A 20,343-nucleotide genomic window follows, 5' to 3' on the forward strand; every position below is an offset into this window, starting at 1 on the left:
CCGGACCCGCGCCGGCGCGGTCGCCGTCGATGTCCTGACATGCGCCGACACCTTCGCCGTCGAGGAGATCGAGGGTCACCTCCTCGCCGCGCTCAACGAGACCCGCAATCGGAGAAACCCATGAACCCTGCCATCGCCGTCTCCGGGCTCGTCAAGGCCTACGGGCCGACACGCGCCCTCGACGGTCTCGACCTCACCGTGGACACCGGAGAGGTGCACGGCTTCCTCGGCCCGAACGGGGCCGGGAAGAGCACCACCATCCGCATCCTGCTGGGCCTGATACAGGCCACCTCCGGCAGTGCCCGACTGCTGGGCGCAGACCCCTGGGCCGACGCCGTCGCGTTGCACCGGCGGCTGGCGTACGTACCAGGCGATGTGGAGCTGTGGCCCAACCTCACCGGAGGCGAGGCCCTCGACGTGCTCGGCCGACTGCGCGGCGGGGTCGACAACAGGCGCAGGAAGGAGTTGATCGAGCGGTTCGAGCTCGATCCGAAGAAGAAGACGCGGACCTACTCCAAGGGCAACCGTCAGAAGGTCGCCCTCGTCGCCGCCCTCGCCACCGACGTGGAGCTGCTGATCCTGGACGAGCCCACGAGCGGGCTGGACCCGCTGATGGAGGCGGTGTTCCAGCAGGTCGTCGCCGAAGCCAAAGCCGCCGGACGCACCATCCTGCTCTCCAGCCACATCCTCGCCCAGGTCGAAACCCTCGCCGACCGGATCACCATCATCCGGGACGGAAAGGTCGTCGAGTCGGGGACGCTGGCGCAGATGCGGCACCTCACCCGGACGACGGTCGCCGCCGACACCGCCACCCCGGTCACCGGCCTTAACCAGGTGCCCGGCGTCCACAACGCGAAGGTCGAGGGCGGAAGCGTGCGGTTCAGCGTGGACGCCGAACACCTCGACGCCGCCATCCGGCACCTCACCACGTTCGGCATCGACTCGCTGGTCAGCCACCCGCCGACGCTCGAGGAACTCATGCTCCGGCACTACGCGCACAAGGAAGCGGCATGACTGCCACGGTCTCCCCGGTGCGCAGCCGTACCCGATCGAGGTCGGCGAGCAGCCACCTGACCGGCACCGGCGCCATGGTACGGCTGGCGCTGCGCCGCGACCGGATCAAGCTCACCCTCTGGCTGGTCGCCATCACGGCCCTCGTCCCACGCTTCTACTACGCCGCCGTGAACGCGGTCGTCCCAACGCCTGAGGCCCTGGCCGAAGCCTCGCAGATGATCCGCGTCTCCTTCATGAGAGTGCTCGGCGGGCCCCTCTTCGGCGAGGTCACCACGCAGAGCTACTTCCTCGCCGCCTACTGGGTCGAGTTCCTGCTGGCCGCCGCGATCATGAACATGATGCTCATGACCCGGCACACCCGGGCGGAAGAGCAGACAGGCCGGGCCGAACTCATCCGGGCGGCCGTCGTGGGCCGGCACGCCCAGCTCACCGGGGCGCTGATCGTCGCCGTGATCAGCAATGCCGCGCTCGCGATCCTCACCGCCGCCGCGGCGATCAGCATCGGGTTCCCCGCCGGCAGCGCAGTGCTGTTCGGTGCCTCCCTCGCCGCGGTCGGGCTGCTGTTCGCCGGTGTCACCGCGGTCACCGCCCAGGTCACCGAGCACCCCAGAGGCGCCAACGGGCTCGCGGGCATCGTGCTCTTCATGGCGTGGCTGCTGCGCGGCGCGGGAGCGATGCAGAGCCAGGAGGGCGGTCCGCTGTTCTGGCTGTCCCCGATCGGCTGGTCACAGCAGACCCGGGTGCTGGCCGGCGAGCGCTGGTGGCCGCTCGGTCTCTCCGTTCTGCTCGCCGGGCTGCTGATCGCGGGCGCCTACTCTCTGGCGAGCCGCCGGGATCTCGGCGCCTCCTTGGTGGCCCCGCGCCCCGGCCGCGCCTCGGCGCCTTCCTGGCTGCGCTCGCCGTTCACGCTGGCGCTGAGGCTCCAGCAGGCGGCCATCGCCGGGTGGGGAGCCGCGTTCCTCGCCATCGGCCTCGTCCTGGGCGCAATGACCGGGGGAATGGAGAACACCGATCTCCCCATCTTCTCCGCCGGTGCGGACTTCGGGCGAGCCTGGATCAGCCTCATGGTGTTCACCGGGTCCCTCTACACCGGCGTCTTCGCGGTCCTGTCGGTCATCCGGCTCCGGGCGGAGGAGGTACGCGGCCGGATCGGCCCCGTGCTGGCCGGGCCGACCGGCAGATCGACGTGGTACTGGTCGTCCGTGCTGGTCACCGCGCTCGCCGTGGTCGTACTGCCGGTGGTGTACGGCGCCGCGCTCGGCGTCGGCGCCGCCCTTTCCACCGGCGAACTCGGCCTCGTGGGAGAGGTCACCTGGGCGAGCCTGATCCGCGCCCCGGAGGTGCTGGTGCTGCTCGCCATCCCCGCCGCGCTGCTCGGGCTGGCCCCGCAGGCCATGAACGCGGCCTGGGCCGTGCTCGTGTACAGCGGGTTCATGCAGGTCCTGGGGTCGTACATGAACCTGCCGGGGTGGCTGGTGAACACCTCGGTGCTGTCACACCTTCCCTGGCACCCGCTGGGGGCCTTCGCCCCGGTGGCCACGGTGGTGCTGACCGCGCTGGCGGCGGCGCTGACGGCCCTCGGCCTGTACGGCTGGCGCCGCCGCGATCTCGCCTCAGGCTAGGCCGGTAACCCGCGGCTGCTCCGCTCGCAGATCACCGACCTCTCGCCGCCGTCGACATCGAACCGCCCGACTCGGCGGTACGGCGTCTCGACGAGGTGAGCTCGATCGAACTCGGCTCCCCCCACGACTTCCTGGACGCCACCACCGAGTTCGTATCCGGCCCGAACCGCCGGCGCACCGACCCGCGCTGACACCTGCATGACTTTCGTCATGGTGGCGGGGCCGACGGGACATGACTCGTATGTGTCGGACGGGGGTATCTCGCCTCGGCCGTCCGAATCTATGGTCGGAGCAGCAGCTACCAGAGGGCTCGCTCGATACCGCGAAACGGAGTCTGCGGACTCCCGCCTTCGAGGCGTTGGCGCAGGTCAGAGCTGGTGAGGTGCTGCGCGTTCTTAAGGAGCACGACCAGTTGTACGCCGGTCGGGGCGCCGAAGTACCACGGCTCCGCCGAGCCCTTCCTGTCCCGGCCGGACGCGTGATGGTGGAGGAGGTTAGGTGAGCAAGGCGGATGAGAACCGTCAGGAGCCGGCCGACGTCTCGGTCGTTCGCCCACCCTGGGCGGGCATCGTCGTCTCCGTTCTGTGCACCATCGTCATGATCGCCATCGCCTGGGCGGTCTGGGACTCGTTGCCGGAGATCGTGACGACTCGGAAGGCGACCGCGACCCGTCCGGGCCTCGGAATGCCACGGTTCGTCGTGGCGGCCGCGCTGCCCGTGACCCTGATCATCATCGGGGCGGTGGTGGCGGGTGAGAGAGTCATCTCGGGGCGACTGCGCCACCAGATCCTGGTGGCTTCTCCGAGGTCGCGGGCGAGGTCGATGAACGTCCTGTTCGTCATGCTCCCCCTGCTGTTCGTCGTGCTCCAGGCAGGCATCCTTCTCAGGACGGCCGGTTACGACGTCCCCTTGGAGAAGGCTGTCGCGGTCGCCTTGGGCGTGCTACTGATCGCGGTCGGCAACCTGCTGCCCAAGATCAGCCCGTCGCGGATCCCCGCCGGCGCGGCCGGACACCTGATGCTCGCCTGGCAGCGGTCCCAGCGCGCCGGAGGGCTCCTCATGATGCTCCTGGGCGTCGCCTGCGCGGTAGGGGCCTTCTTCTTCTCGCCCATGATTGTGGCCGTGGCCTCGGCGTTCGCCGTCGCGGCGGTCTACCTGCTGATGGCCCTGCTCACCGCGGCGAGGCTGCGCCCATAGCGCGCGTAGCCTCGTGGCATGTCTCGTCGCCGTAGTCGCTTATCTCTTGTCGGGTTTCTCTCTCTCATCCTGCCGTTGGGCCTCAGCGGTTGCCAGCACGACGAAGCGCCTGACAGTCCTGGTGCATCTCCCGCTTCATCGGCTACCGAAGCGAGCGACGAGCACGCGATCCTGATCGAGATACCGGCGCCGGAGGCGGGAGCCGACTTCGACGCGCTGGGCGAAATCGAAGATGAGCTCGATCGAGTTCTCGCACGTACGGGAACGGGGGAGTTCGATGGGAACGACGTGGATCTCCAGACGGGTGGAGTCACCCTCTACATGTACGGACCGAGCGCCGATCGCATGTTCACCGGCGTCGAGGCCGTACTGAAGAGGTTCCCCCTCCCCAAGGGCACTGTGGCGATCAAGCGGTACGGCGGGCCTGGAGCTAAGGAGATACGCGTCGCGATGTCGCAACCACCAGTGCCTGCGGCGGGGGACGCTCCGGCTTCGGGATGATCAGGCGCCGGGCTGCCGGTCCGTGGTCCACGATCCGCGCAGCGGACAGTTGTTCGGCGGGGTCTCGTCCCCCCGGCCGGTGACTGGCTGGTGTGGCCCGACGGCGCGTCCTGCCGCCTCGCGCGGGTCCGCTGAACCCTGCGGGTGCTCCCTCTTTCAGGGGAGGCGCCTCACTCTCTTTCGGGAAGTGGTGCTCGGTGTGCGGTGGTTACCGTCGCAGCCATGGTTGACTTTGCTCGCCCACGGCGCTGGCCGGCGTACGCGATGGCGGTGCTGTTCCTCGGGTACGCCGTGGGGAAGGCCGCCTTCGCCCTGCAGGCCCGGCTCGGGTTCCCGGGCGGCCCGCCCGTGTCGGCCGCCGAGACCGAAGGTTACTTCCTGGACGCGGCCACGGCGCAGTGGTTCGCGACCGCGTCCGGCGTGTTGGGTGCGTGCGTCGCTGTCGCCACGGTCACGGCGGTGGGGCGCAGGGTGCCGAGAACGTTGACGCTGCTCGTGCTGGTCGGGATGCTGCTGGCCGTCGGCGGCGGCGCGGGCATCATGATCGTCGATGGGTTCGTCGGCATCGGTGTCGGTTGGCGGTGGTACCACGCGGTTCTCGGGATGGTCGTCATCGGGCTGTTCCTGGAGATGGTCCGGTCCTATGCGGTGGTGACGAGACGTGTCGCGCGCTGATCGGGCGCGGCTGGGCGTGTACGGGGCGGTGGTGTGCGCCGTGGCCTACGGATCGATGAAGTTCGCGCAGGCGCTGGGGGCCAATGCGCTGGTCGACAAGGACCCGCTGCCCTCGCCGCTGCGCGAACGGCTGCTCGCACGTGATCCGCTGTTCGTGACGAGCCACTGGGTGCTGGCCGGCGCCGCGGTGGTCGGTGTCATCGTCGCGCTGGCCACCGTGCGGCCCTGGGGTGCGGCCGTCCCGCGCCGGCTGCTGCTCGCGATCACCTGGACGCTGGGGATTTTCATGATCGCCCGGGCTGTTGGGGTGCTGGGGTTCGGCTTCGTCGGCGACACGCTGGTGCTGACCGGGGTCCGCCCGATACCGGTCGGGCAGGCGGGGCTCGTTCTCGACCTCGCCCGCTGGGATCTGCTGCTGTGGTCGCCGTTCTTCCTGCTCTGGGGTGTCTGCTGGACGACGGCGGGCCGACGGCTGGCCAGGCGCGGCCATCCCGCAGCCCCCGCCTGATGTGGTCGCCGTCGGGAGCCTGGGGAGCTCCCTGGAGCCGGCGGCGCGCACGGCTGGCCAACTGCGGGGCCAGCAGGGCACGAGCGATCACCTACTGGGTGCGCTCAGGTCCTGGTCTGGCAGTCTCGCTGGGAGACCGAGCCGCCCGCGGTGAGATTCGTGCTGGCCTGCCTGGCCGCGCCAGGGTCCTGGCCGAAGGCGCACTTCACGTCCTCGGCAACGTCGAATAGCGCGGAGGGGAGAGGCACCGACGGCTTCTCCCCTCCTCAACGCTCAGCTCAACGAGCCCTCCACCCGGTCGGCGACGGGCAGGCCCGCCGTCCGCCCGGGTGCGGGGCGCTGATCATCCGGCGTGTTACGGCGTCACCACGGGGCATCCCGGGTCGAGCCGCACCTTGGCCAGATCACGTCCGACGAGGGTCCAGGCGTTGAACGAGCCGGGCTCGAAGTGCAGCTGCGGGTTGGTGTACCACTCATCGCCCAGCCCCGTGGCCAGCTGCTTGGCCTCGCTGCCCAGCTCGTAGGCGTTGCCGCCGCCGAAGAACGTCTGGGCGAAGACTCGACCCCGGTGGACGGTCAGCTCGCCGTACCCGGAGAGGGTGCCCTGGTGCTTGATGGTCCTGGTGGCCAGGTCGAGCGCGATCCAGGTGCCGGAGTTGCGCTTGTAGACCGCGTACAGCAGGCCGTCGTGCACCTTGATGTCCTGGAAGGTGCGGTACTCCGGGATCGGGGCGGTCTGCCAGAGCACCTTGCGCGTCTTCAGGTCGAACGCGGCTATGGAGGCCGCGGTCTTGGTCGGCGGGGTGCCGCCCCCGCCGAGCACGTCGCCGCCGAGGTAGACGACGCCGTTGGCCGAATCGAGGCTGAGGCTCATCAGGCTCTCGTCAGGGATGACGCCCTCGTAGACGTCCTTCTCCCCGGTGTCGGGGTCCACGATCGACAGGGCGCCGTCGAGCTTGGCGCCGAGCGGGGCGGAGGCGACCAGGAGCTTGTCGGTGACCGGGTCGTACTCGATGTCCCACGGACGTTGCTGGCCATGGCCCAGGTATCCGAGGCTGCGCAACTGGTCGGTCTTGATGTCGATCTCGAGGATCTGGCCGCTGGGATAGATGGCCGCGTAGATCTTGTTGCCGCGCCGCACCAGGTCCTTGGGCTCGCCCGGCACCCGGAACCGGCGCTTTTCACCGGTGCGCAGGTCACGGACCTCCATCGAGAAGTGGCCGCCGATGTAGACCGCCCGGTTGGGCACCAGCAGCATGCTCTGCGGACGCTCCGGTCCTGCGGGCAGGCCGATGTCGATCAGGTCGAAGAAGCGCGCGGCGCCCGTCGTAAGGTCGAGCCGCCACATGCCGCCGCTGCCCGAGAAGCCGACCAGCGTGCCGTCGCCGGTGAGCGCGAGCCGCCTGGTCTCGTCGCCTTCGGAGGGAGGGTCCGCCACCTTGGTGACTCCGCTGTCGCCGGTGCGGTAACGGTAGACCGCGCCGTCGGGACGTGAGGTGCCGTAGACCGTGCCGTCGGCCGCCTCTGTGAGCGCGTCCAGCTGGACGGCCTCGACCTTCTTCAGATCGGTGCCGTCCTTGCGCACGTCGATGATGGTCGAGCCGCTGACGGCGAGCACGCGGTCACCGTGGTCGGCCACCACCCCGATGCCCGTCGGGCCCTGGGCCAGCTCTCTGACCTTCCCGTCGGCCCGGTTGATCGCCATGAGCTTGCCCTTGTCGAGCAGCCCCGCGTACACGGTGGTGGCGTCCGCGGCGACCGCTCTGACGTAGCGCTCACCTGGCGCGAGCACGCCGAAGTTCCGTGCCGCGCCGGTGGCCGGGTCGTACTCCCACACCTTGCCGTCGGGGTAGGTGCCCGCGTACAGCTTGCCGTCCGGGGCCGCGGCGAGACTCCAGACGAAGCCGCCCTTACGGCCGAAGGAGTACAGGCGTTCGACCTTGCCCGTCGCCGGGTCGAAGCTGTAGAGGTCGGGGACCGGGTAGGTGCCGACGTAGACCTTGCCGCCGGACACCGCCGTCGCCCAGCCGCCCTCCGGCTCGCCGTCCGCTGGACCGTCCGGGAGGGGTGCGGTGCGCACGACCTTGTCCGTGGTCAGGTCGATCTCGGCCAGGACCGGGGGCTTGAGCCCGCGAGTGACCACGTAGGCGTGGCCCTCGTGTACGACGGCGCCGACGATCGCCCCGGTGACCGAGGCGGGGCCGAACCGCTCGTAGCCGGGGCTCTCGCAGTTCACCGGAGCCGCCGCCGCGGGCCCGGCGATGAGACAGGTGATCAACGGTGCCAGGGCGAGCAGACGCAATCGAGCCACGGCCACCTCCAGACTCTCCACTCATGCCTATTTGGGTCCCGACCGTAATCTTCTATGGCCTGCCCGTCAACGCTCAGTTCGGATTATGGTCGCGTCCGGTATTTCGGAGGGACGGTCAGGTGCCAGACGGGACGTCCAGGGTCGTCCCGTACAGGTGTGAGACGGCGATGGTGAGCACGACCCGCTGGTCGGCGACCATCTGCTCGAGGAAGGCGGCCTCGTCGGCGGGGTCGTCGAAGCCGGGCGTCAGGGCCAGCAACTGGCGGCCGACGGCGTCGCCGGGGACGCGGCTCGGCTCGGACACCTCGGCCAGCCCTTCGGCGACCGCGTAGGACCAGGGGTTGGGGCCGCTGACGTGCAGGGTGGCGCGGGGGTTGGCGCGCAGGTGCCGGGCCTTGATCCGGCCGGCGGTGGTGGAGATCCGCAGCAGGCGCTCACCGGGGCTCCAGTTGTACAGGACGGTCGACAGGTGAGCGTGGCCGCCGCGCTTCAGGCTGGCCAGCACTCCGAACTTCTGCTCGGAGAGCAGCTGCGACAGTTCCTGCTCACCGAGGGAGCGAGGGGCGGGGCCGGATCCGGGCCTGTTCGTGTTGGTGCGCATTATCTGGTCTTTCCTGATAGCAAGGGATATTTCAGGCGGTGTGGGCGGGCTCGGGCTGCGGCTCTTCGAGCCGGTCGGCGGCGGAGGTGGGCCGGGCCGGGCGCAGCATGGTGAAGGCGACGACGAAGGCGGCGACCAGCAGCCCGGCGCCGACCATGAAGGCCAGGTGGTAGCCGCCGGTCAGCGCTTCGGCCCGGCCGCTGCCGCCCGCCAGCAGGCCCTTGGTGCGGGAGGCGGCCAGGGTGGACAGCACCGCGACGCCGGCGGCCATGCCGATCTGCTGGGTGGTGTTGAACAGCCCGGACGCCAGTCCCGCGTCCTGCTCACCGGCTCCTGACATGCCGAGCGTGGTCAGCGAGGGCAGGGCGAGCCCGAAGCCTGCGGAGAGCAGCATCACCGGCAGCAGGTCGGTGAGGTAGTCGGCGTGCACCGGTACCCGGGCGAGCAGTGCCAGGACACCCACCAGGAGCACCAGCCCGGTCAGCAGGACGGCGCGCTCGCCGAAGCGGGCGGCCAGCCGGGCCGAGACGCCCAGCGACACCACACCGATGACCACCGCCGCCGGGAGCATGGCGAGGCCGGTGCCTGTGGCGCCGTAGCCGAGGACGTTCTGCAGGTAGAGGGCGACGAGGATCTGGAAGGAGAACAGCGCGGCGACCATCAGGATCTGCACCAGGTTGGCCCCGGAGACGTTGCGGGAGCGCAGGATCCGCAGTGGCATGAGCGGGGTCGGGGCGGTGGCCTGGCGGGCGAGGAACGCGGCGAGCAGGACGACGGCCAAGGCGCCGAGGCCGAGGGTGTGCGGGGAGGTCCAGCCGTACTCCTCGACCTTGACGACGGTGTAGATGCCGAGCATCAACCCGGCGGTGACCAGCAGGGCGCCGATGGCGTCGGCTCCGGAGGCGAGGCCGAGGCCACGGTCGGTGGGCAGCGCCGGGACTCCGAGCGCGAGCGCGGCCAGGCCGATGGGCAGATTGATGAAGAAGATCCAGTGCCAGGTGATCGCGTCGGTGAGGGCGCCGCCGAGGACCTGGCCGATGGAGGCGCCCGCGGCGCCGGTGAAGCTGAAGACCGCGATCGCCTTGGCGCGTTCGGCGGGCTCGGTGAACAGCGTCACCAGGATGCCGAGGCCGACGGCGGCGGCCATGGCGCTGCCGGCGCCCTGCAGGAACCGGGCGGTGATCAGCAGGGCCGGGGTGGTGGCGGCGCCGGCGAGGATCGAGGCGCCGGTGAAGACGGCGGTGCCGAGCAGGAACATGCGCTTGCGGCCGATGAGGTCGCCGAGGCGTCCGGCGAGCAGCAGCAGGCTGCCGAAGGCGATCAGGTAGGCGTTGACGACCCAGGTGAGGCCGACGGAGGTGAAGCCGAGGTCGGCCTGGATGGCGGGCATGGCGACGGTGACGATGCTGCCGTCCAGGACGGTCATCAGCAGGCCTGTGGCGATCACGGCGAGGGCCAGCCGGCGCGAGCGCAGCGCGGAAGGAAGGGGCACGGTGGTTCTCCTGTCGGTTGGAGCGACAGAAGAACCGTAACAGATAGTTTTGTTACAGACGATCCATTGCGGACCTAGTTTGTGCGCTGCCGGGCTCGCCGGGCTGCCGGGGGGTTGTCGGCGGGGACGGCCAGATGCCCGCTGACCAGCCGTTCCATCGCACGCAGGAGGACCTTGCGCTCCTCCTCTGGCAGGGCCTCCAGCGCCTCCCGGTGCACGGTGTCGACGATCTCCTGGCTCCGCCGCGCCACCTCGGCGCCCTCGTCGGTGACGGCGATGATGCGGGCCCGCCGGTCGGTGCTGGAGGGCCGGCGCTCGGCCAGCCCGGCCTTCTCCAGGGCGTCGACCGTCACCACCATGGTGGTCTTGTCCATGTCGCCGATCTCGGCGAGCTGGATCTGGGTGCGCTCCTCCTCCAGGGCGTGGACCAGCACGCAGTGCATGCGCGCGGTGAGCCCGATCTCCGCCAGCGCCGCCGCCATCCGCGTGCGCAGCACATGGCTGGTGTGATCGAGCAGGAACGACAGGTCCGGTTGGGTGCGGGAGGGTGCCATGGCTGTCATATCGCCAGCATAACCGTCCCTTTGTAGATAATCCGCTAGGAGACTTCACCGGGGTTCCGAGGGGGGTGCGATGACGGATCGGCTATTTCCAGGGCGCGCCGGTCGGTGCCGGCGAAGCGCTGAGCGCGATGGTCATGATCATCGCTTTCGGGCAGATATGGATCGTGCTCATGCAGAGGCATGACGCGGCGTGGGGAATGTGACCGCGTCGGCGGCCGTTTAGGAACGATCGTTCTTGACTGGTCGTTCCTAAACACGCTACGGTTCTCACATGGGCCGACCCAGAGGGTTTGACGAGATCGAAGTGGTACGAGCGGCGGCGGCGCTGTTCGCGGACCACGCCTACGACGGTGTCTCCATCGACGACCTGGTCGCCCGCCTCGGCGTCCATCGCAACAGCCTGTACAAGACGTTCGGCAGCAAGCGAGGGCTGTACATGGCCGCGTTGCGCTGGCATGTGGAGAACCGGGTCCGTCCGCTCGTCGCCGCGATCGGCGGCGCTGACGACGTCGCCGAAGCGGTACGCCGGGCACTGGCCGTCCAGGAGGGCGGTTCGGGCCTGGACCTGCTGTTGATGGCGGCGGTCGAGCGCGCTCCCGTGGACCCGGAGGTCGCCGCCGAGGTCGCCGCGGCCCTGGGCGCCCTGGATCAAGCCCTCGCCGCCCGCAGCCCGTCACCGGAGTTGGCCGGCGCGCTGACGTCGGCGCTGCTCGGACTCCGGTTGCGCGGCAGGGCGTCCTCCACTGCCGGCGACTGCGAGCATGCGGCCGCCGCCCTGGCCCGGCGACTCGACCCCCATCCCTGTTGAAGGAGAACGACATGGCACAAGTCCACATCGACGGCGACGCGCTGGTGGTGGTGATAGAGGGGCTGGACAAGCTCTGGGCGCTGAAGAGCCGGCTGACCATTCCCCTGTCCAACGTCCGCGGGGCCACCAACGACCCTGGCGTGATCGCCGAACGCAAGGGCATCCGCGCCCCCGGTACGCACCTGCCCGGCGTGATCACCGCCGGTACCTTCCACCTCGACGGCGAGCGGATCTTCTGGGACGTCCAGAATCCCGCCAAGGCCATCGTCATCCAGCTGGCCGACGAGCGCTACGCCCGCCTCGTCGTACAGGTCGACGACCCTCGCGCCGCCGTCGCACTCATCGAAGGCGCCATCTCCCGGCCCTGACCGCGCCCGCCCGCTCTTCGTCGAGCACGGCCGCCTCCCGCCGAGCAGTTCCTTCACCTCGACGGCGCGCCCGGCGAAGTCCGGCCGCGCACATCGGGAGGAGGCCACGCTGGATCACCCGGCGGTCGCTATTCGGCGGCTAGGTCGTCGGTCCATTCGGTGTCGATGGTCACGTTGCCGTCGGTGTGTACGATCCCTCCGGTGAGCGGTACCCAGGCCGACGTGTTGCGGACCTGCGCGGTGTCCGGGTCGACGACCACCGTGTCGGTGCCGTCTGAGACGGGCACCTGCAGGCGTCGTCCGCCGTCGGCGTCCCCGAGGTCCTGGACTCCCGGTCGTGCGGCGAGTGCCCGATAGGCGGCGGCGCGGACTTCGGGGGAGACCGGCGCCTCGCTGACCAGCGAGACCAGCGACTCCACAGTGGCTCCGTCCTTTTGGGCGTCGTTCAACGGGCCTGCACTGGTGCGCAGGTCGCTGTCGGCGACGGCGGTCCGTAGCCGGGTGTACAGGGCGTTCCCGTCGTCGGGCAGCTGCCGCAGTTCCTCGAAGGTCATCCGCAGCGGTCCGATCATGAACGGCGCGGGCCTGCCGAACTTGACGAGTTTGCCCTCGCCCTTCAGTCCTTCGCCCTTGATCCAGGACTGGCCGTCTCGCCGGTACCAGTACTGCGCTTGCTGCTGGCCGTTCTTGGTGACGGTGATGTGCCAGTAGGTCCCCGAGCCCTCGGGAGTGCGTGCCGCGGTGGTGGCGGCGACCAGCAGGATGTCGCGGGCGCTCTTGACCGGTGGCGGGGCGTTTCCGAGTCGGCCGGGCACGATCACCAGGCCGGCGGCGACGGCCGCGGCAGCCACAGGGAGCAGGATCCACCGGGCCTTCCGCCGGAAGGTGCGGTGTCCCATGCTGGTGCGAAGTTGCTGTCGCCGCCGGGCGACGACGTCGGGCGATGGGTCCGGCTTGGCGAGCAAGGTGCGGATCTCGTGCAGATCATTCATGGCTGGTGTCCCATCATCTTGTGGATCTTCTTGCGGGCACGGTTCAGGCGGGAGCCGACAGTGCCGTAGGAGACGCCCAGGGCCTCGGCCACCTCCTGGTGGGTCAGTTCGGCCAGGCTGACCAGCGTCACCACGTCGCGCTCGCCCCGATTGAGCGCGGCCAGGGCTCTGGCCAGCTGAGGACGCATGTGCAGCGCCGCCACCGCGTCCACCACCCGGCCCTCATGGCTGTCGGCGGGCGGCTCGGTGCCCGCGCGGGCCAGCGCCTGGTAGTGCCGTGCCTCCTTGCGCCGATGGCGGGCCACCAGGTTCGTCGCGATGCCGAACAGCCACGGCCGCAACCCGCCGCGGGCCGGGTCGAAGCGGTCACGGTCGCGGAAGGCCAAGCAGAAGGTCTCGGCCGCGATGTCCTCCCCCGCCTGGGTGTCCAGGCGGCCGGCCGCGTACAGGTACACCTCCCGGAAGTAGCGGTCGTAGACGGTCGTGAACTCCTCCGCGTCCAGCCGGAAGCGGGCGACGAGCTCATGATCACCCGCCTGTCCGCGCGTCTCGGTCGTCACACTGGTCACCCTCCTGCGGTCGGCTTCTGCTCTTCCTTCGCCGATCCGGGCCGCGCCTTTCCCGGCTAGCCGGCGGCCATCGGTGCCCTGCGCCAACGTGATCTTCAGTCCAGCCCGCTGTCAGGCGAGCTCTGGCGGGGTCGTGTCGTAGCGCTCGCCGTGCGGCGGCGGAGCAGGCGCGGTAGGGCGACGGCGAGCAGGCCGAGGCCGACGGAGCCGGCCAGGGCGACGGCGAAGATCGCTGTGGAACGCCATGGCCAGCTTGCCCCGGAAAGACGGAGTTGTCCGACGGGGTATTCGGAGAACTTGGCGGTGGTCCGGGCCGTGGCACCGTCGGCGTGGGCGGCGAGGTCACGGAGCATCGGGTCGAAACCGAACTCGTCGTCGCGCCGTCCGCCGCCAGGCAGTTCCGGTGTGAGACCCCGTCCTGACGCCCAGTTCGCCAGGGCGGGCGGCACGTCGCCGCGCACGCCCGGAACCACGAACCGGTCCACGTGTGGCACCGCCGTTCCCGCCGGCTCGGTGAGCAGGACCGCGCCGTGTCGAGTGGTGACCGTTCCGGTGGGGCTGATCGGGATCGCGCGGGCGCTGAAGGAGACGCCGGAGTAGACCTCGAACGCGGCGGCGGCGTCGATCTCTCCCACTCCGTCCGTCAGCCCGATGCCGATCGTGGGGCGCCACCAGGGGAACGCCGCGTTCAGCGCGTACGGCAGGTCGGACAGGGCGAGGTGGTTCGGGGTGATCGCGGTGGATCCGTCCAGGCTCCAGCCGGGGTAGTGGAGCGCGCTGCCGACGCGCCGCGCCTCCGCCGCGCCCGCGAGCCGCTCGACCAGGCGCAGCGCGCCGACAGTGCCGGACGTGATGCCGGCCGTGGTGGTGATCGTGCCGTCCTCCACATAGCGCTCGCCGCTCTGCCAGCGCACCGCGGGGTGGCTCCGCTTCAGGGAGTCGATGTTGGCCCAGAAGGACGTCGCCCGGCGGTTGTCGAGCACACCAGTGGCCGCGAGGAGTTCCGAGCCCGCGCAGACGCCCAGCAGGCGGGAGCCGTTCCGGGACCGTGCGGCGATCCACTCGCGCAGCGGCCTCTCCGCCGTGCCGGTGGGATCGATGACGGCGGGCGCCACCACCACGTCCGGTTCGGGAACGGCGCTGCTGCCGACCTCCTCCAAGGTGTGGTCGGGCAGCAGATGCAGGCCGCCGGACAAAGGTGACGGAGTTCTGCGGGCCGCGACGGTGTAGACGGCGAATCTTTCCGACCGGGCGAAGACCTCGTACGGGGCGAGAACGTCGGCGGAGACCGAGCCGGCGTTGCTGACCACGATCGCGACAGTGATCCGTCCGCCGGGTATCGCCTTGGGGCCCGGCCAGCCCTGGGCGGGCGGGCGCTGGCGATACCCGGGGTAGCTCTGGCCCATCGCGGTGGTGATACCAGCGGCGCAGGTCCCGCCCAGGATGGCGAGGAACACGGCGGCGCCCAGCAGGACACGCCCGATCCGGCGCACGACGGGCCTGCTCGGACGACTGCGGACAGGGGACACGGGAGGCTCTCTTCTGTGACGGCCAAGGAAGGCATGGCGAATTCACGGCTGCACGACGACCGCCGCCGTGGCCGTGAAGAGGGGATCAGGGTGGGGCTCGCCGCTCAGCGAGCCTCTGACAAAGGCATTCCGTTCAGCGCGCGTGCCTGCGAGCCTCGGATGGGGGCATCCCGTACCGGGCGGAGAACAGGCGGCGGAAGTGCCGGACGTCGCGGAAGCCGCAGCGGGTCGCCACGGCGTCCACGCCGAGGTCGGTGTCGGCCAGCAGCCTCGAAGCCCGTTCCAGGCGCAGCTGCTGCTGGTATTCCAGGGGGCTGATGCCGATCGCCGCGCCGAACGCCCGGCTCAGCCCCCGTGGAGACAGGTGCGCCACGGCGGCCAACTCGGCGAGGGTGTGCGGGGTGTCCAGATGCTGGGCGAGATGATCCTGTACGCGATGGACGGCCGGATGCAGGTGCGAACGGTGCTGGAGAAACGGACTGATCTGGCTCGCCGCGCCGTTCCGCCGCAGGTAGACCACCAGTTCCCGGGCGACGGCCGCGGCGAGCGCGGGGCCGTGATCGCGTTCCACCAGCGACAGCGCGAGATCGATCCCGGACGAGATCCCCGCGCTGGTGCTCACCGGGCCGTCGTGGACGTACAGCACCCCGTCCTGGACCCGGGCCGCCGGGTACCTCTGCCGCATCGCCTCGATGAGCGACCAGTGGGTCGTGCATCGGCGTCCGTCCAGCAGCCCGGCCTCGCCCAGCGCCGCCGCGCCGCTGCACACCGACGCTATCCGGGCCCCGCAGCGCTCGGCGGTACGCAGCCACTGCGTCACCGAGCCGGGAACCAGGGGCTCGCCAGGCCGAAGATCCCTCAGCCGGTGCCCCGGCACCAGCACCAGGTCGCCCGGCGCGGTCGGCGGCAGCCCGGCGAACCCGGCCAGCCGCAGCCCCTGCGCCGACACGGCCTCTTCGGCGTCGGACGCGTACTCCAGCCGGTAGCCGGCCCCCAGGTGCGCCGCGGCGTCGAAGACCTGGACCGGACCAGCCAGGTCCAGCAGGTTCACGTCCGGCAGGACCAGGACCACCACCCGGCCCGTGCTCGTCACTCGCTCACTCACGCCGCCCACGCTAGCCCGCCCGCACCAGGCCCCGGGAGGGCCGTACGGACCGCACACCGGACGGATCAGGCACTCGCCGACGCGGGCGGCCGGTGCCCGAGATCACCTCTCGGGGGCGTCTGACACCTGCAGCCCACCGCTGGTGAAGACCTCGATCCAGAAGCGCTGGCGTTCGTCGTCCACTCCGACCAGATATGTGGCCTTCAGCTTGGGAGGAAGCAGGGGAGCCAGGCGGGCCGCCGTGTCCCGGTGCGCGCGCAGCTGCGGGAGTTCGGCGTTGGCCAGGATACGGTGCACGACGTCGCTCGCGTCCGTTCCCTCCGGGCCTTCGTCCGCGGCCGTTCGCAGTCGCCCGGCCCAGCCGTCCACGTCCTCGGCCAGCTCGCGCAGGCCGGTCACCTGGCGGGACGACAGGCGCGCCTCCAGATCGACGAGCGGCACCGGGGCGTACTCGCCGTCACCCAGATAGATCTTCGCCGGCTCCAGGGGCAGCCCGCGCCCGTGCAGCTTGATGAGCCGTTCAAGGGTGCGCTTGGTGATCCAGGCGCGGCCCTCGTCGTCGATGTCGTTCTTCCACCACTCCAGCACGGTCTCGGCCACGGCGCCGTAGCGTTCGATCAGCCATTCGTTGGCGGGGATGTCGTCGGGGCTGATCTGCAGTGACACGGTGAAGCGGGAGGCCTGGGCGATGGTGTTGCGTGTGACCAGCAGCTTGCGGCCCAGGTGGTACGGCGGATTCTGGAGCGCGATCTGGGCCCGCAGCCCTTCGATCCGGCGTCCGGCCAGCGACCATTCCTGCGTGATCTCCATGAGCCGGGCGAAGGTGGACCTGTCCTTGGGCCGGTTGTACTCGTCCCACACGACGGCCTTCGGGTCCGGGCCGGTGAAGATCCGGGCGAGCAGGTTGTCGAGCGTGCCGTCTGCGGTGGGTACGGGGACGCAGAGGTCCTCGACGTTGGTGACGGGTAGCGAGAAGTAGATCGGGTCGCGGCCCAGCTCGTCCCGTACCACCTGCTTGACCACTTCGGTCTTGCCGCAGCCGGGCGGTCCCTGGATCAGCACGGCCCAGCGCCGCCGTAGGGCCTCGCGGACGATCCTGCGTACCGCGTCCGGCACGTGCGCGGGCGCGGGCACGTCGGCGCCCGCCCGGCGCAGCTCCTCGACGATCCGATCCAGGATCCGCGGGGCCTCGTCCGCGCCCGGGGTGCCGTCGGCGCGGGTCTCGGACAGTCGCAGCCGTTCGCCGTTCACCAGCGGCAGGCCCCAGTGCGGCGGGAACCCGGCCAGGGCGCAGTCGAGGACGTGTTCCAGGGTGCGCGGGGACAGCAGCCGGCGCAGCTCCACCGGGAGCGTCGCCCATACGCGGAAGACGCCGGACAGGTCGGTCTCACGGAACCTGCGGGCGAGCGCGATGCGCCACGGGGTGTCGGCGGCGGAGACCCGCAGCGTGGCCATCCGGTCGAGGATCGCCAGGTCGGTGCGGCGGGCGGCGGTCTCGGCGAGCGACTCGTTGTCGGTGAGGAAGACGCCGACGCAGCCGAGCGCGCGCAGGTCGTGCTCGCCCAGCGTCCACGAGCAGGCGATCTGCATGAGCTGCGACTGGATGATGTCCCCGGCCTGGAGCGCGTCGTCGATCAGCAGGACGAAGGGGCGTTCCGGACTGAGCTGCCGCATGATCAGCTGGCGCAGCACCAGTTCGCCGTCCTGCCTTACCGGCGCGTTGATGAGGAGGTCGTCGGGGGTCAGGTTGGCGGCGGGCACATACACGAGCCGGACCCCGTCATAGGCGTCCCGGATGTGGGTGACGAACGTGGACGTCTTGCCGATGCCGTGCTCGCCGAAGATCTGGCCGGTGATGCCCAGGTCGATCATCGCGTCGATGAAGTCGGTCAGCCCCGACCGGCCCGTCCGCTCGCTCGGCGGGTTTGGGTACGTGGCGGTCGGCCGCCATCGCGGCGCCGTCGGCGCGGTGGTCACGTGTGCTCCTCCCGTGGGGTCCTTGCTGGGCCAAGTACATCGAGCCGGAGCCAGCAATATCATCTAAATTGCCGTATTCGGCGTGGGAGGCCGTTTAATTACCGGCATGCGCGAGGACGATCTGCGAGCGTGCCTGAGGGTGCTCTCCGAGCTGGCCGAGGCCCCGCCCGACGATCCGGATCGCATCCGCGTGCAGCGGGCGGTCAACGCCTTCGTCAAGAGGATCCGGGAGGACGAGCGAGCCAGGGCGCGGCGGCGGCGCTCGGAGGCGGACGCCGCGCTGCTGGCCGCACCCCCCATCGACATCGCGAACCGCGAGGAGCCTCTCACCGTTGCCGCAGCCCGCGTGGAAAAGCCCGCGACAGGTGCCGGGAAGCGCGTGGAAGGCGGTCCCGTCGTGCCGCGGCCCGTGGCGGGCCCGGCCAGGCGGATCGCCGGGCTGGTCAGGTGTTACGCCTGTAAAGCCCACTTCCGGGACGTCGACGCCTTCTACGAGCGGCTGTGCCCCGTGTGCGCAGACGAGAACAGGCAGCGGCGGGAGGCCCGCACCGACCTCACCGGCAGGCGCGCGCTCGTCACCGGCGGCCGGGTGAAGGCGGGGTTCGAGCTGGTGCTGAAGCTGCTGCGCGACGGCGCGGCGGTGACGGCCCTCACCCGGTTCCCGCACGACGCGCGCCGCCGGTTCGCGGCCGTGCGCGATCGCGACGCGTGGCAGGACCGGCTGGCCGTCACCGGGATGGACCTGCGCGACATCCCGGCCGTGGTGCGGTGGTGCGACGATCAGGTGGCCGCCGGCGAACCGCTGGACATCCTGGTGAACCTCGCCGCGCAGACCGTGCGCCCACCAGCGGAGTCGTACGCGGCGCTGCTGGCGGCCGAGCGGGCGGAGGCCGCGCTGACAGCGGGCCCGGTGGGGCACGAGCTCGTACTCCCCGGGGCAGTGGACGTATCGGGGCTGCTCCCCGACCCGTCACCGGCCAACTCCTGGACGCGCCTCGTGCACGAGATCGACCCGGTGGAGCTGCTGGAGGTCCAGCTGATCAACGTGACGGCGCCGTTCCTGCTGCTCGGGAGGTTGCGCCCGCTGATGCAACGCTCGCCGTGTCCGCGCAGGTACGTCGTGAACGTCTCGGCGGTCGAAGGGCAGTTCGACCGAACGTACAAGGGGCCCGAGCATCCGCACACCAACATGGCGAAGGCGTCGCTCAACATGCTGACCCGCACCAGCGCCGCCGAGCTCGCCGCCCACGGCATCTATGTCACCAGCGTGGACCCTGGCTGGTTCTCCGACCAGCAACCGGACCCGGACAGACGCCGGCGCGCCGCCGCCGGGTTCCGGGTGCCCCTGGACGCGGTCGACGCCGCGGCCCGCGTGTACGACCCGATCGTGCGCGGCGAGCGCGGCGATCCGCCGTACGGCTGCCTGCTGAAGGACTACCGCGTCGCGCCCTGGTGAGGGCGGGCGCGATCAGGCGGCGACCGCGCCCGCGGTGATCAGCAGCTCGGGCAGGGTTCCGACGAAGCCGTCCTGCAGCAGTTTCAGCGCCACCATCCACGCCTCGGGCCGGCTGCCGAGATGCCGGTGGACCAGCTCGGCCAGCCGGAGCAGCACGCGCGGGTCCGGCAGCGCCCCGCTGCCGGGAGCGAGCACAGCATCGGGCGAGACCATGGACAGCACCTCGTCGGCGGACAGCCCTTCGTCCCCGCGCTGCCGCAGCGCGGCGAGCACCCGCTGCCCGTAGACGACGGCAGGGTCCCAGTGCATGGGTTGTCCCGGGGACCGCAGTCGGCGGCGTGGGCCGTGACCGGTCTCGTCGGTGAAGAAGGGCCGCAGGCGCACGTCCCCGTCCCGGCCGAGCAGCGTGCGTACCGCCGCCGTGCAGCGCAGCCCGGGAAGCCACAGCGACTCCGCGAGCAGGTCCAGCACCTCAGGCGGCACGATGGCGACGATCTCCTCGACGGTCAGCGTGCCGGCGATGAAGCCGTTCCCGGCCACCTTGACCACGGCCTGCCCGCCGACGAGTGTCAGGCGCTCGCAGACGTCGGCGAGCAGCTCGGGAGACGGGCTCGGGATGAGCGGAGCGAGCTCCGGATGATCGATGATCACCAGGCGCAGCAGCTCGCCCGGCGTGTCCGCGCGCAGCGCCATCAGCCGCGCGGCGCTGCGGGGGAGTGGCCCTTCACGGCGCCGGCGCAGCGGCTCGTCCGCCAGCAGGGCGAGCCAGTCCACCCGGGGTACGGACGCGTGCCGGCGGTGGACGAGCGTGCGGACCAGCGGGCGAGGGCCCTCCCGCCATGGCTCGCGGCCGGCGGCGTCGGCCAGTTCGCCGACCGACCTCAGGAACTCGGGCCGCCGCGCCCGCTCGGCCAGCCCGAGCAGCCGGGTGACGCCGTCCTGGCTGGTCAGGGCGGCCTGGACGTAGGCGTGCACGCCCGGCTCCGAACCGTCCGGCCCCCAGCGGACCTCGGGCAGCGCGCGGAGCTCCAGCAACTCGCGGAGCTCGCCGGTCC

20 protein-coding genes are annotated in these 20,343 nt (G+C 70.8%); 9 read left to right on the plus strand and 11 right to left on the minus strand.

Going from position 1 to position 20,343, the window contains the following annotated elements:
- The first annotated feature begins 120 nt into the window (after positions 1–120).
- From ABZ297_RS08750 to ABZ297_RS08775, 6 genes are all read left to right on the plus strand, one after another.
- On the plus strand, positions 121–1,014 hold the full coding sequence (locus ABZ297_RS08750) for an ABC transporter ATP-binding protein (protein WP_355341615.1): 894 nt from the start codon (positions 121–123) through the stop codon (positions 1,012–1,014).
- The gene (locus tag ABZ297_RS08755; RefSeq protein ID WP_355341618.1) at positions 1,011–2,636 is read left to right on the plus strand and encodes a hypothetical protein; all 1,626 of its coding nucleotides are present in this window, start codon (positions 1,011–1,013) and stop codon (positions 2,634–2,636) included. Before ABZ297_RS08750 ends, ABZ297_RS08755 begins: the two co-directional genes overlap by 4 nt.
- A 498-nt stretch (positions 2,637–3,134) precedes the next feature.
- The gene (locus ABZ297_RS08760) at positions 3,135–3,833 is read left to right on the plus strand and encodes a hypothetical protein (RefSeq protein ID WP_355341621.1); all 699 of its coding nucleotides are present in this window, start codon (positions 3,135–3,137) and stop codon (positions 3,831–3,833) included.
- A gap of 18 nt (positions 3,834–3,851) precedes the next feature.
- Complete coding sequence (locus ABZ297_RS08765; RefSeq protein ID WP_355341624.1) at positions 3,852–4,334, plus strand: hypothetical protein; 483 nt, start codon at positions 3,852–3,854, stop codon at positions 4,332–4,334.
- 222 nt (positions 4,335–4,556) lie between these two features.
- On the plus strand, positions 4,557–5,009 hold the full coding sequence (locus ABZ297_RS08770) for a hypothetical protein (protein ID WP_355341627.1): 453 nt from the start codon (positions 4,557–4,559) through the stop codon (positions 5,007–5,009).
- Positions 4,996–5,517, plus strand: a complete 522-nt coding sequence (locus ABZ297_RS08775) for a DUF3995 domain-containing protein (RefSeq protein ID WP_355341630.1) — start codon at positions 4,996–4,998, stop codon at positions 5,515–5,517. The genes ABZ297_RS08770 and ABZ297_RS08775 overlap by 14 nt, the downstream gene beginning before the upstream one ends.
- A 104-nt stretch (positions 5,518–5,621) precedes the next feature.
- Here the strand turns inward: ABZ297_RS08775 and ABZ297_RS08780 are convergent, their stop codons facing one another.
- The 5 genes from ABZ297_RS08780 to ABZ297_RS08800 all read right to left on the minus strand — a co-directional run bounded on the left by ABZ297_RS08780 (position 5,622) and on the right by ABZ297_RS08800 (position 10,484).
- Positions 5,622–5,765, minus strand: coding sequence for a hypothetical protein (locus ABZ297_RS08780; protein WP_355341631.1), 144 nt, complete (start codon positions 5,763–5,765; stop codon positions 5,622–5,624).
- A gap of 107 nt (positions 5,766–5,872) precedes the next feature.
- A complete protein-coding gene (locus tag ABZ297_RS08785; RefSeq protein WP_355341633.1) occupies positions 5,873–7,828 on the minus strand; it encodes a PQQ-binding-like beta-propeller repeat protein in 1,956 nt (651 codons plus the stop codon).
- Between the two features lie 115 nt (positions 7,829–7,943).
- Positions 7,944–8,429: a TIGR03618 family F420-dependent PPOX class oxidoreductase gene (locus ABZ297_RS08790; RefSeq protein ID WP_355341636.1), complete on the minus strand. Its 486-nt coding sequence runs from the start codon at positions 8,427–8,429 to the stop codon at positions 7,944–7,946.
- A 31-nt stretch (positions 8,430–8,460) separates the two neighbouring features.
- Complete coding sequence (locus ABZ297_RS08795; protein ID WP_355341639.1) at positions 8,461–9,921, minus strand: MFS transporter; 1,461 nt, start codon at positions 9,919–9,921, stop codon at positions 8,461–8,463.
- A 74-nt stretch (positions 9,922–9,995) separates the two neighbouring features.
- Positions 9,996–10,484 (minus strand): MarR family transcriptional regulator, encoded by a 489-nt coding sequence (locus tag ABZ297_RS08800; protein WP_355341641.1) that lies wholly within the window; start codon positions 10,482–10,484, stop codon positions 9,996–9,998.
- A gap of 271 nt (positions 10,485–10,755) precedes the next feature.
- On the opposite strand from ABZ297_RS08800, the gene ABZ297_RS08805 reads away from it, so the two are divergent.
- Positions 10,756–11,292: a TetR/AcrR family transcriptional regulator gene (locus tag ABZ297_RS08805; protein ID WP_355341644.1), complete on the plus strand. Its 537-nt coding sequence runs from the start codon at positions 10,756–10,758 to the stop codon at positions 11,290–11,292.
- Between the two features lie 11 nt (positions 11,293–11,303).
- A complete protein-coding gene (locus ABZ297_RS08810; protein WP_355341647.1) occupies positions 11,304–11,660 on the plus strand; it encodes a hypothetical protein in 357 nt (118 codons plus the stop codon).
- 128 nt (positions 11,661–11,788) lie between these two features.
- Here ABZ297_RS08810 and ABZ297_RS08815 read toward each other — a convergent pair whose 3' ends face one another.
- The 5 genes from ABZ297_RS08815 to ABZ297_RS08835 all read right to left on the minus strand — a co-directional run bounded on the left by ABZ297_RS08815 (position 11,789) and on the right by ABZ297_RS08835 (position 17,832).
- The gene (locus ABZ297_RS08815) at positions 11,789–12,652 is read right to left on the minus strand and encodes a CU044_5270 family protein (protein ID WP_355341650.1); all 864 of its coding nucleotides are present in this window, start codon (positions 12,650–12,652) and stop codon (positions 11,789–11,791) included.
- Positions 12,649–13,212: an RNA polymerase sigma factor gene (locus ABZ297_RS08820; RefSeq protein WP_355341653.1), complete on the minus strand. Its 564-nt coding sequence runs from the start codon at positions 13,210–13,212 to the stop codon at positions 12,649–12,651. The genes ABZ297_RS08815 and ABZ297_RS08820 overlap by 4 nt, the downstream gene beginning before the upstream one ends.
- A 104-nt stretch (positions 13,213–13,316) precedes the next feature.
- The gene (locus ABZ297_RS08825) at positions 13,317–14,714 is read right to left on the minus strand and encodes a DJ-1/PfpI family protein (protein WP_355341656.1); all 1,398 of its coding nucleotides are present in this window, start codon (positions 14,712–14,714) and stop codon (positions 13,317–13,319) included.
- Between the two features lie 169 nt (positions 14,715–14,883).
- Positions 14,884–15,855, minus strand: a complete 972-nt coding sequence (locus ABZ297_RS08830) for a GlxA family transcriptional regulator (protein ID WP_355341659.1) — start codon at positions 15,853–15,855, stop codon at positions 14,884–14,886.
- Between the two features lie 102 nt (positions 15,856–15,957).
- A complete protein-coding gene (locus ABZ297_RS08835) occupies positions 15,958–17,832 on the minus strand; it encodes an AAA family ATPase (protein WP_355341662.1) in 1,875 nt (624 codons plus the stop codon).
- 106 nt (positions 17,833–17,938) lie between these two features.
- Between ABZ297_RS08835 and ABZ297_RS08840 the strand changes: the two genes are divergently transcribed.
- On the plus strand, positions 17,939–19,288 hold the full coding sequence (locus ABZ297_RS08840; RefSeq protein WP_355341665.1) for an SDR family oxidoreductase: 1,350 nt from the start codon (positions 17,939–17,941) through the stop codon (positions 19,286–19,288).
- 12 nt (positions 19,289–19,300) lie between these two features.
- Here the strand turns inward: ABZ297_RS08840 and ABZ297_RS08845 are convergent.
- The coding region (locus tag ABZ297_RS08845) for a hypothetical protein (protein WP_355341668.1) at positions 19,301–20,343 on the minus strand (1,043 nt) is incomplete at its 5' end.

Origin of the sequence: Nonomuraea sp. NPDC005983 (assembly GCF_040614375.1) — a bacterium.
GTDB lineage: Bacteria > Actinomycetota > Actinomycetes > Streptosporangiales > Streptosporangiaceae > Nonomuraea.

Bases quoted from the DNA above. Each gene is read 5' to 3' on its own strand.
- ABZ297_RS08810 (WP_355341647.1), top strand. From the start codon at position 11,304: ATGGCACAAGTCCACATCGACGGCGACGCGCTGGTGGTGGTGATAGAG.
- ABZ297_RS08790 (WP_355341636.1), bottom strand. From the start codon at position 8,429: ATGCGCACCAACACGAACAGGCCCGGATCCGGCCCCGCCCCTCGCTCC.
- ABZ297_RS08755 (WP_355341618.1), top strand. From the start codon at position 1,011: ATGACTGCCACGGTCTCCCCGGTGCGCAGCCGTACCCGATCGAGGTCG.
- ABZ297_RS08805 (WP_355341644.1), top strand. From the start codon at position 10,756: ATGGGCCGACCCAGAGGGTTTGACGAGATCGAAGTGGTACGAGCGGCG.
- ABZ297_RS08815 (WP_355341650.1), bottom strand. From the start codon at position 12,652: ATGAATGATCTGCACGAGATCCGCACCTTGCTCGCCAAGCCGGACCCA.
- ABZ297_RS08840 (WP_355341665.1), top strand. From the start codon at position 17,939: ATGCGCGAGGACGATCTGCGAGCGTGCCTGAGGGTGCTCTCCGAGCTG.
- ABZ297_RS08800 (WP_355341641.1), bottom strand. From the start codon at position 10,484: ATGACAGCCATGGCACCCTCCCGCACCCAACCGGACCTGTCGTTCCTG.
- ABZ297_RS08765 (WP_355341624.1), top strand. From the start codon at position 3,852: ATGTCTCGTCGCCGTAGTCGCTTATCTCTTGTCGGGTTTCTCTCTCTC.
- ABZ297_RS08770 (WP_355341627.1), top strand. From the start codon at position 4,557: ATGGTTGACTTTGCTCGCCCACGGCGCTGGCCGGCGTACGCGATGGCG.
- ABZ297_RS08750 (WP_355341615.1), top strand. From the start codon at position 121: ATGAACCCTGCCATCGCCGTCTCCGGGCTCGTCAAGGCCTACGGGCCG.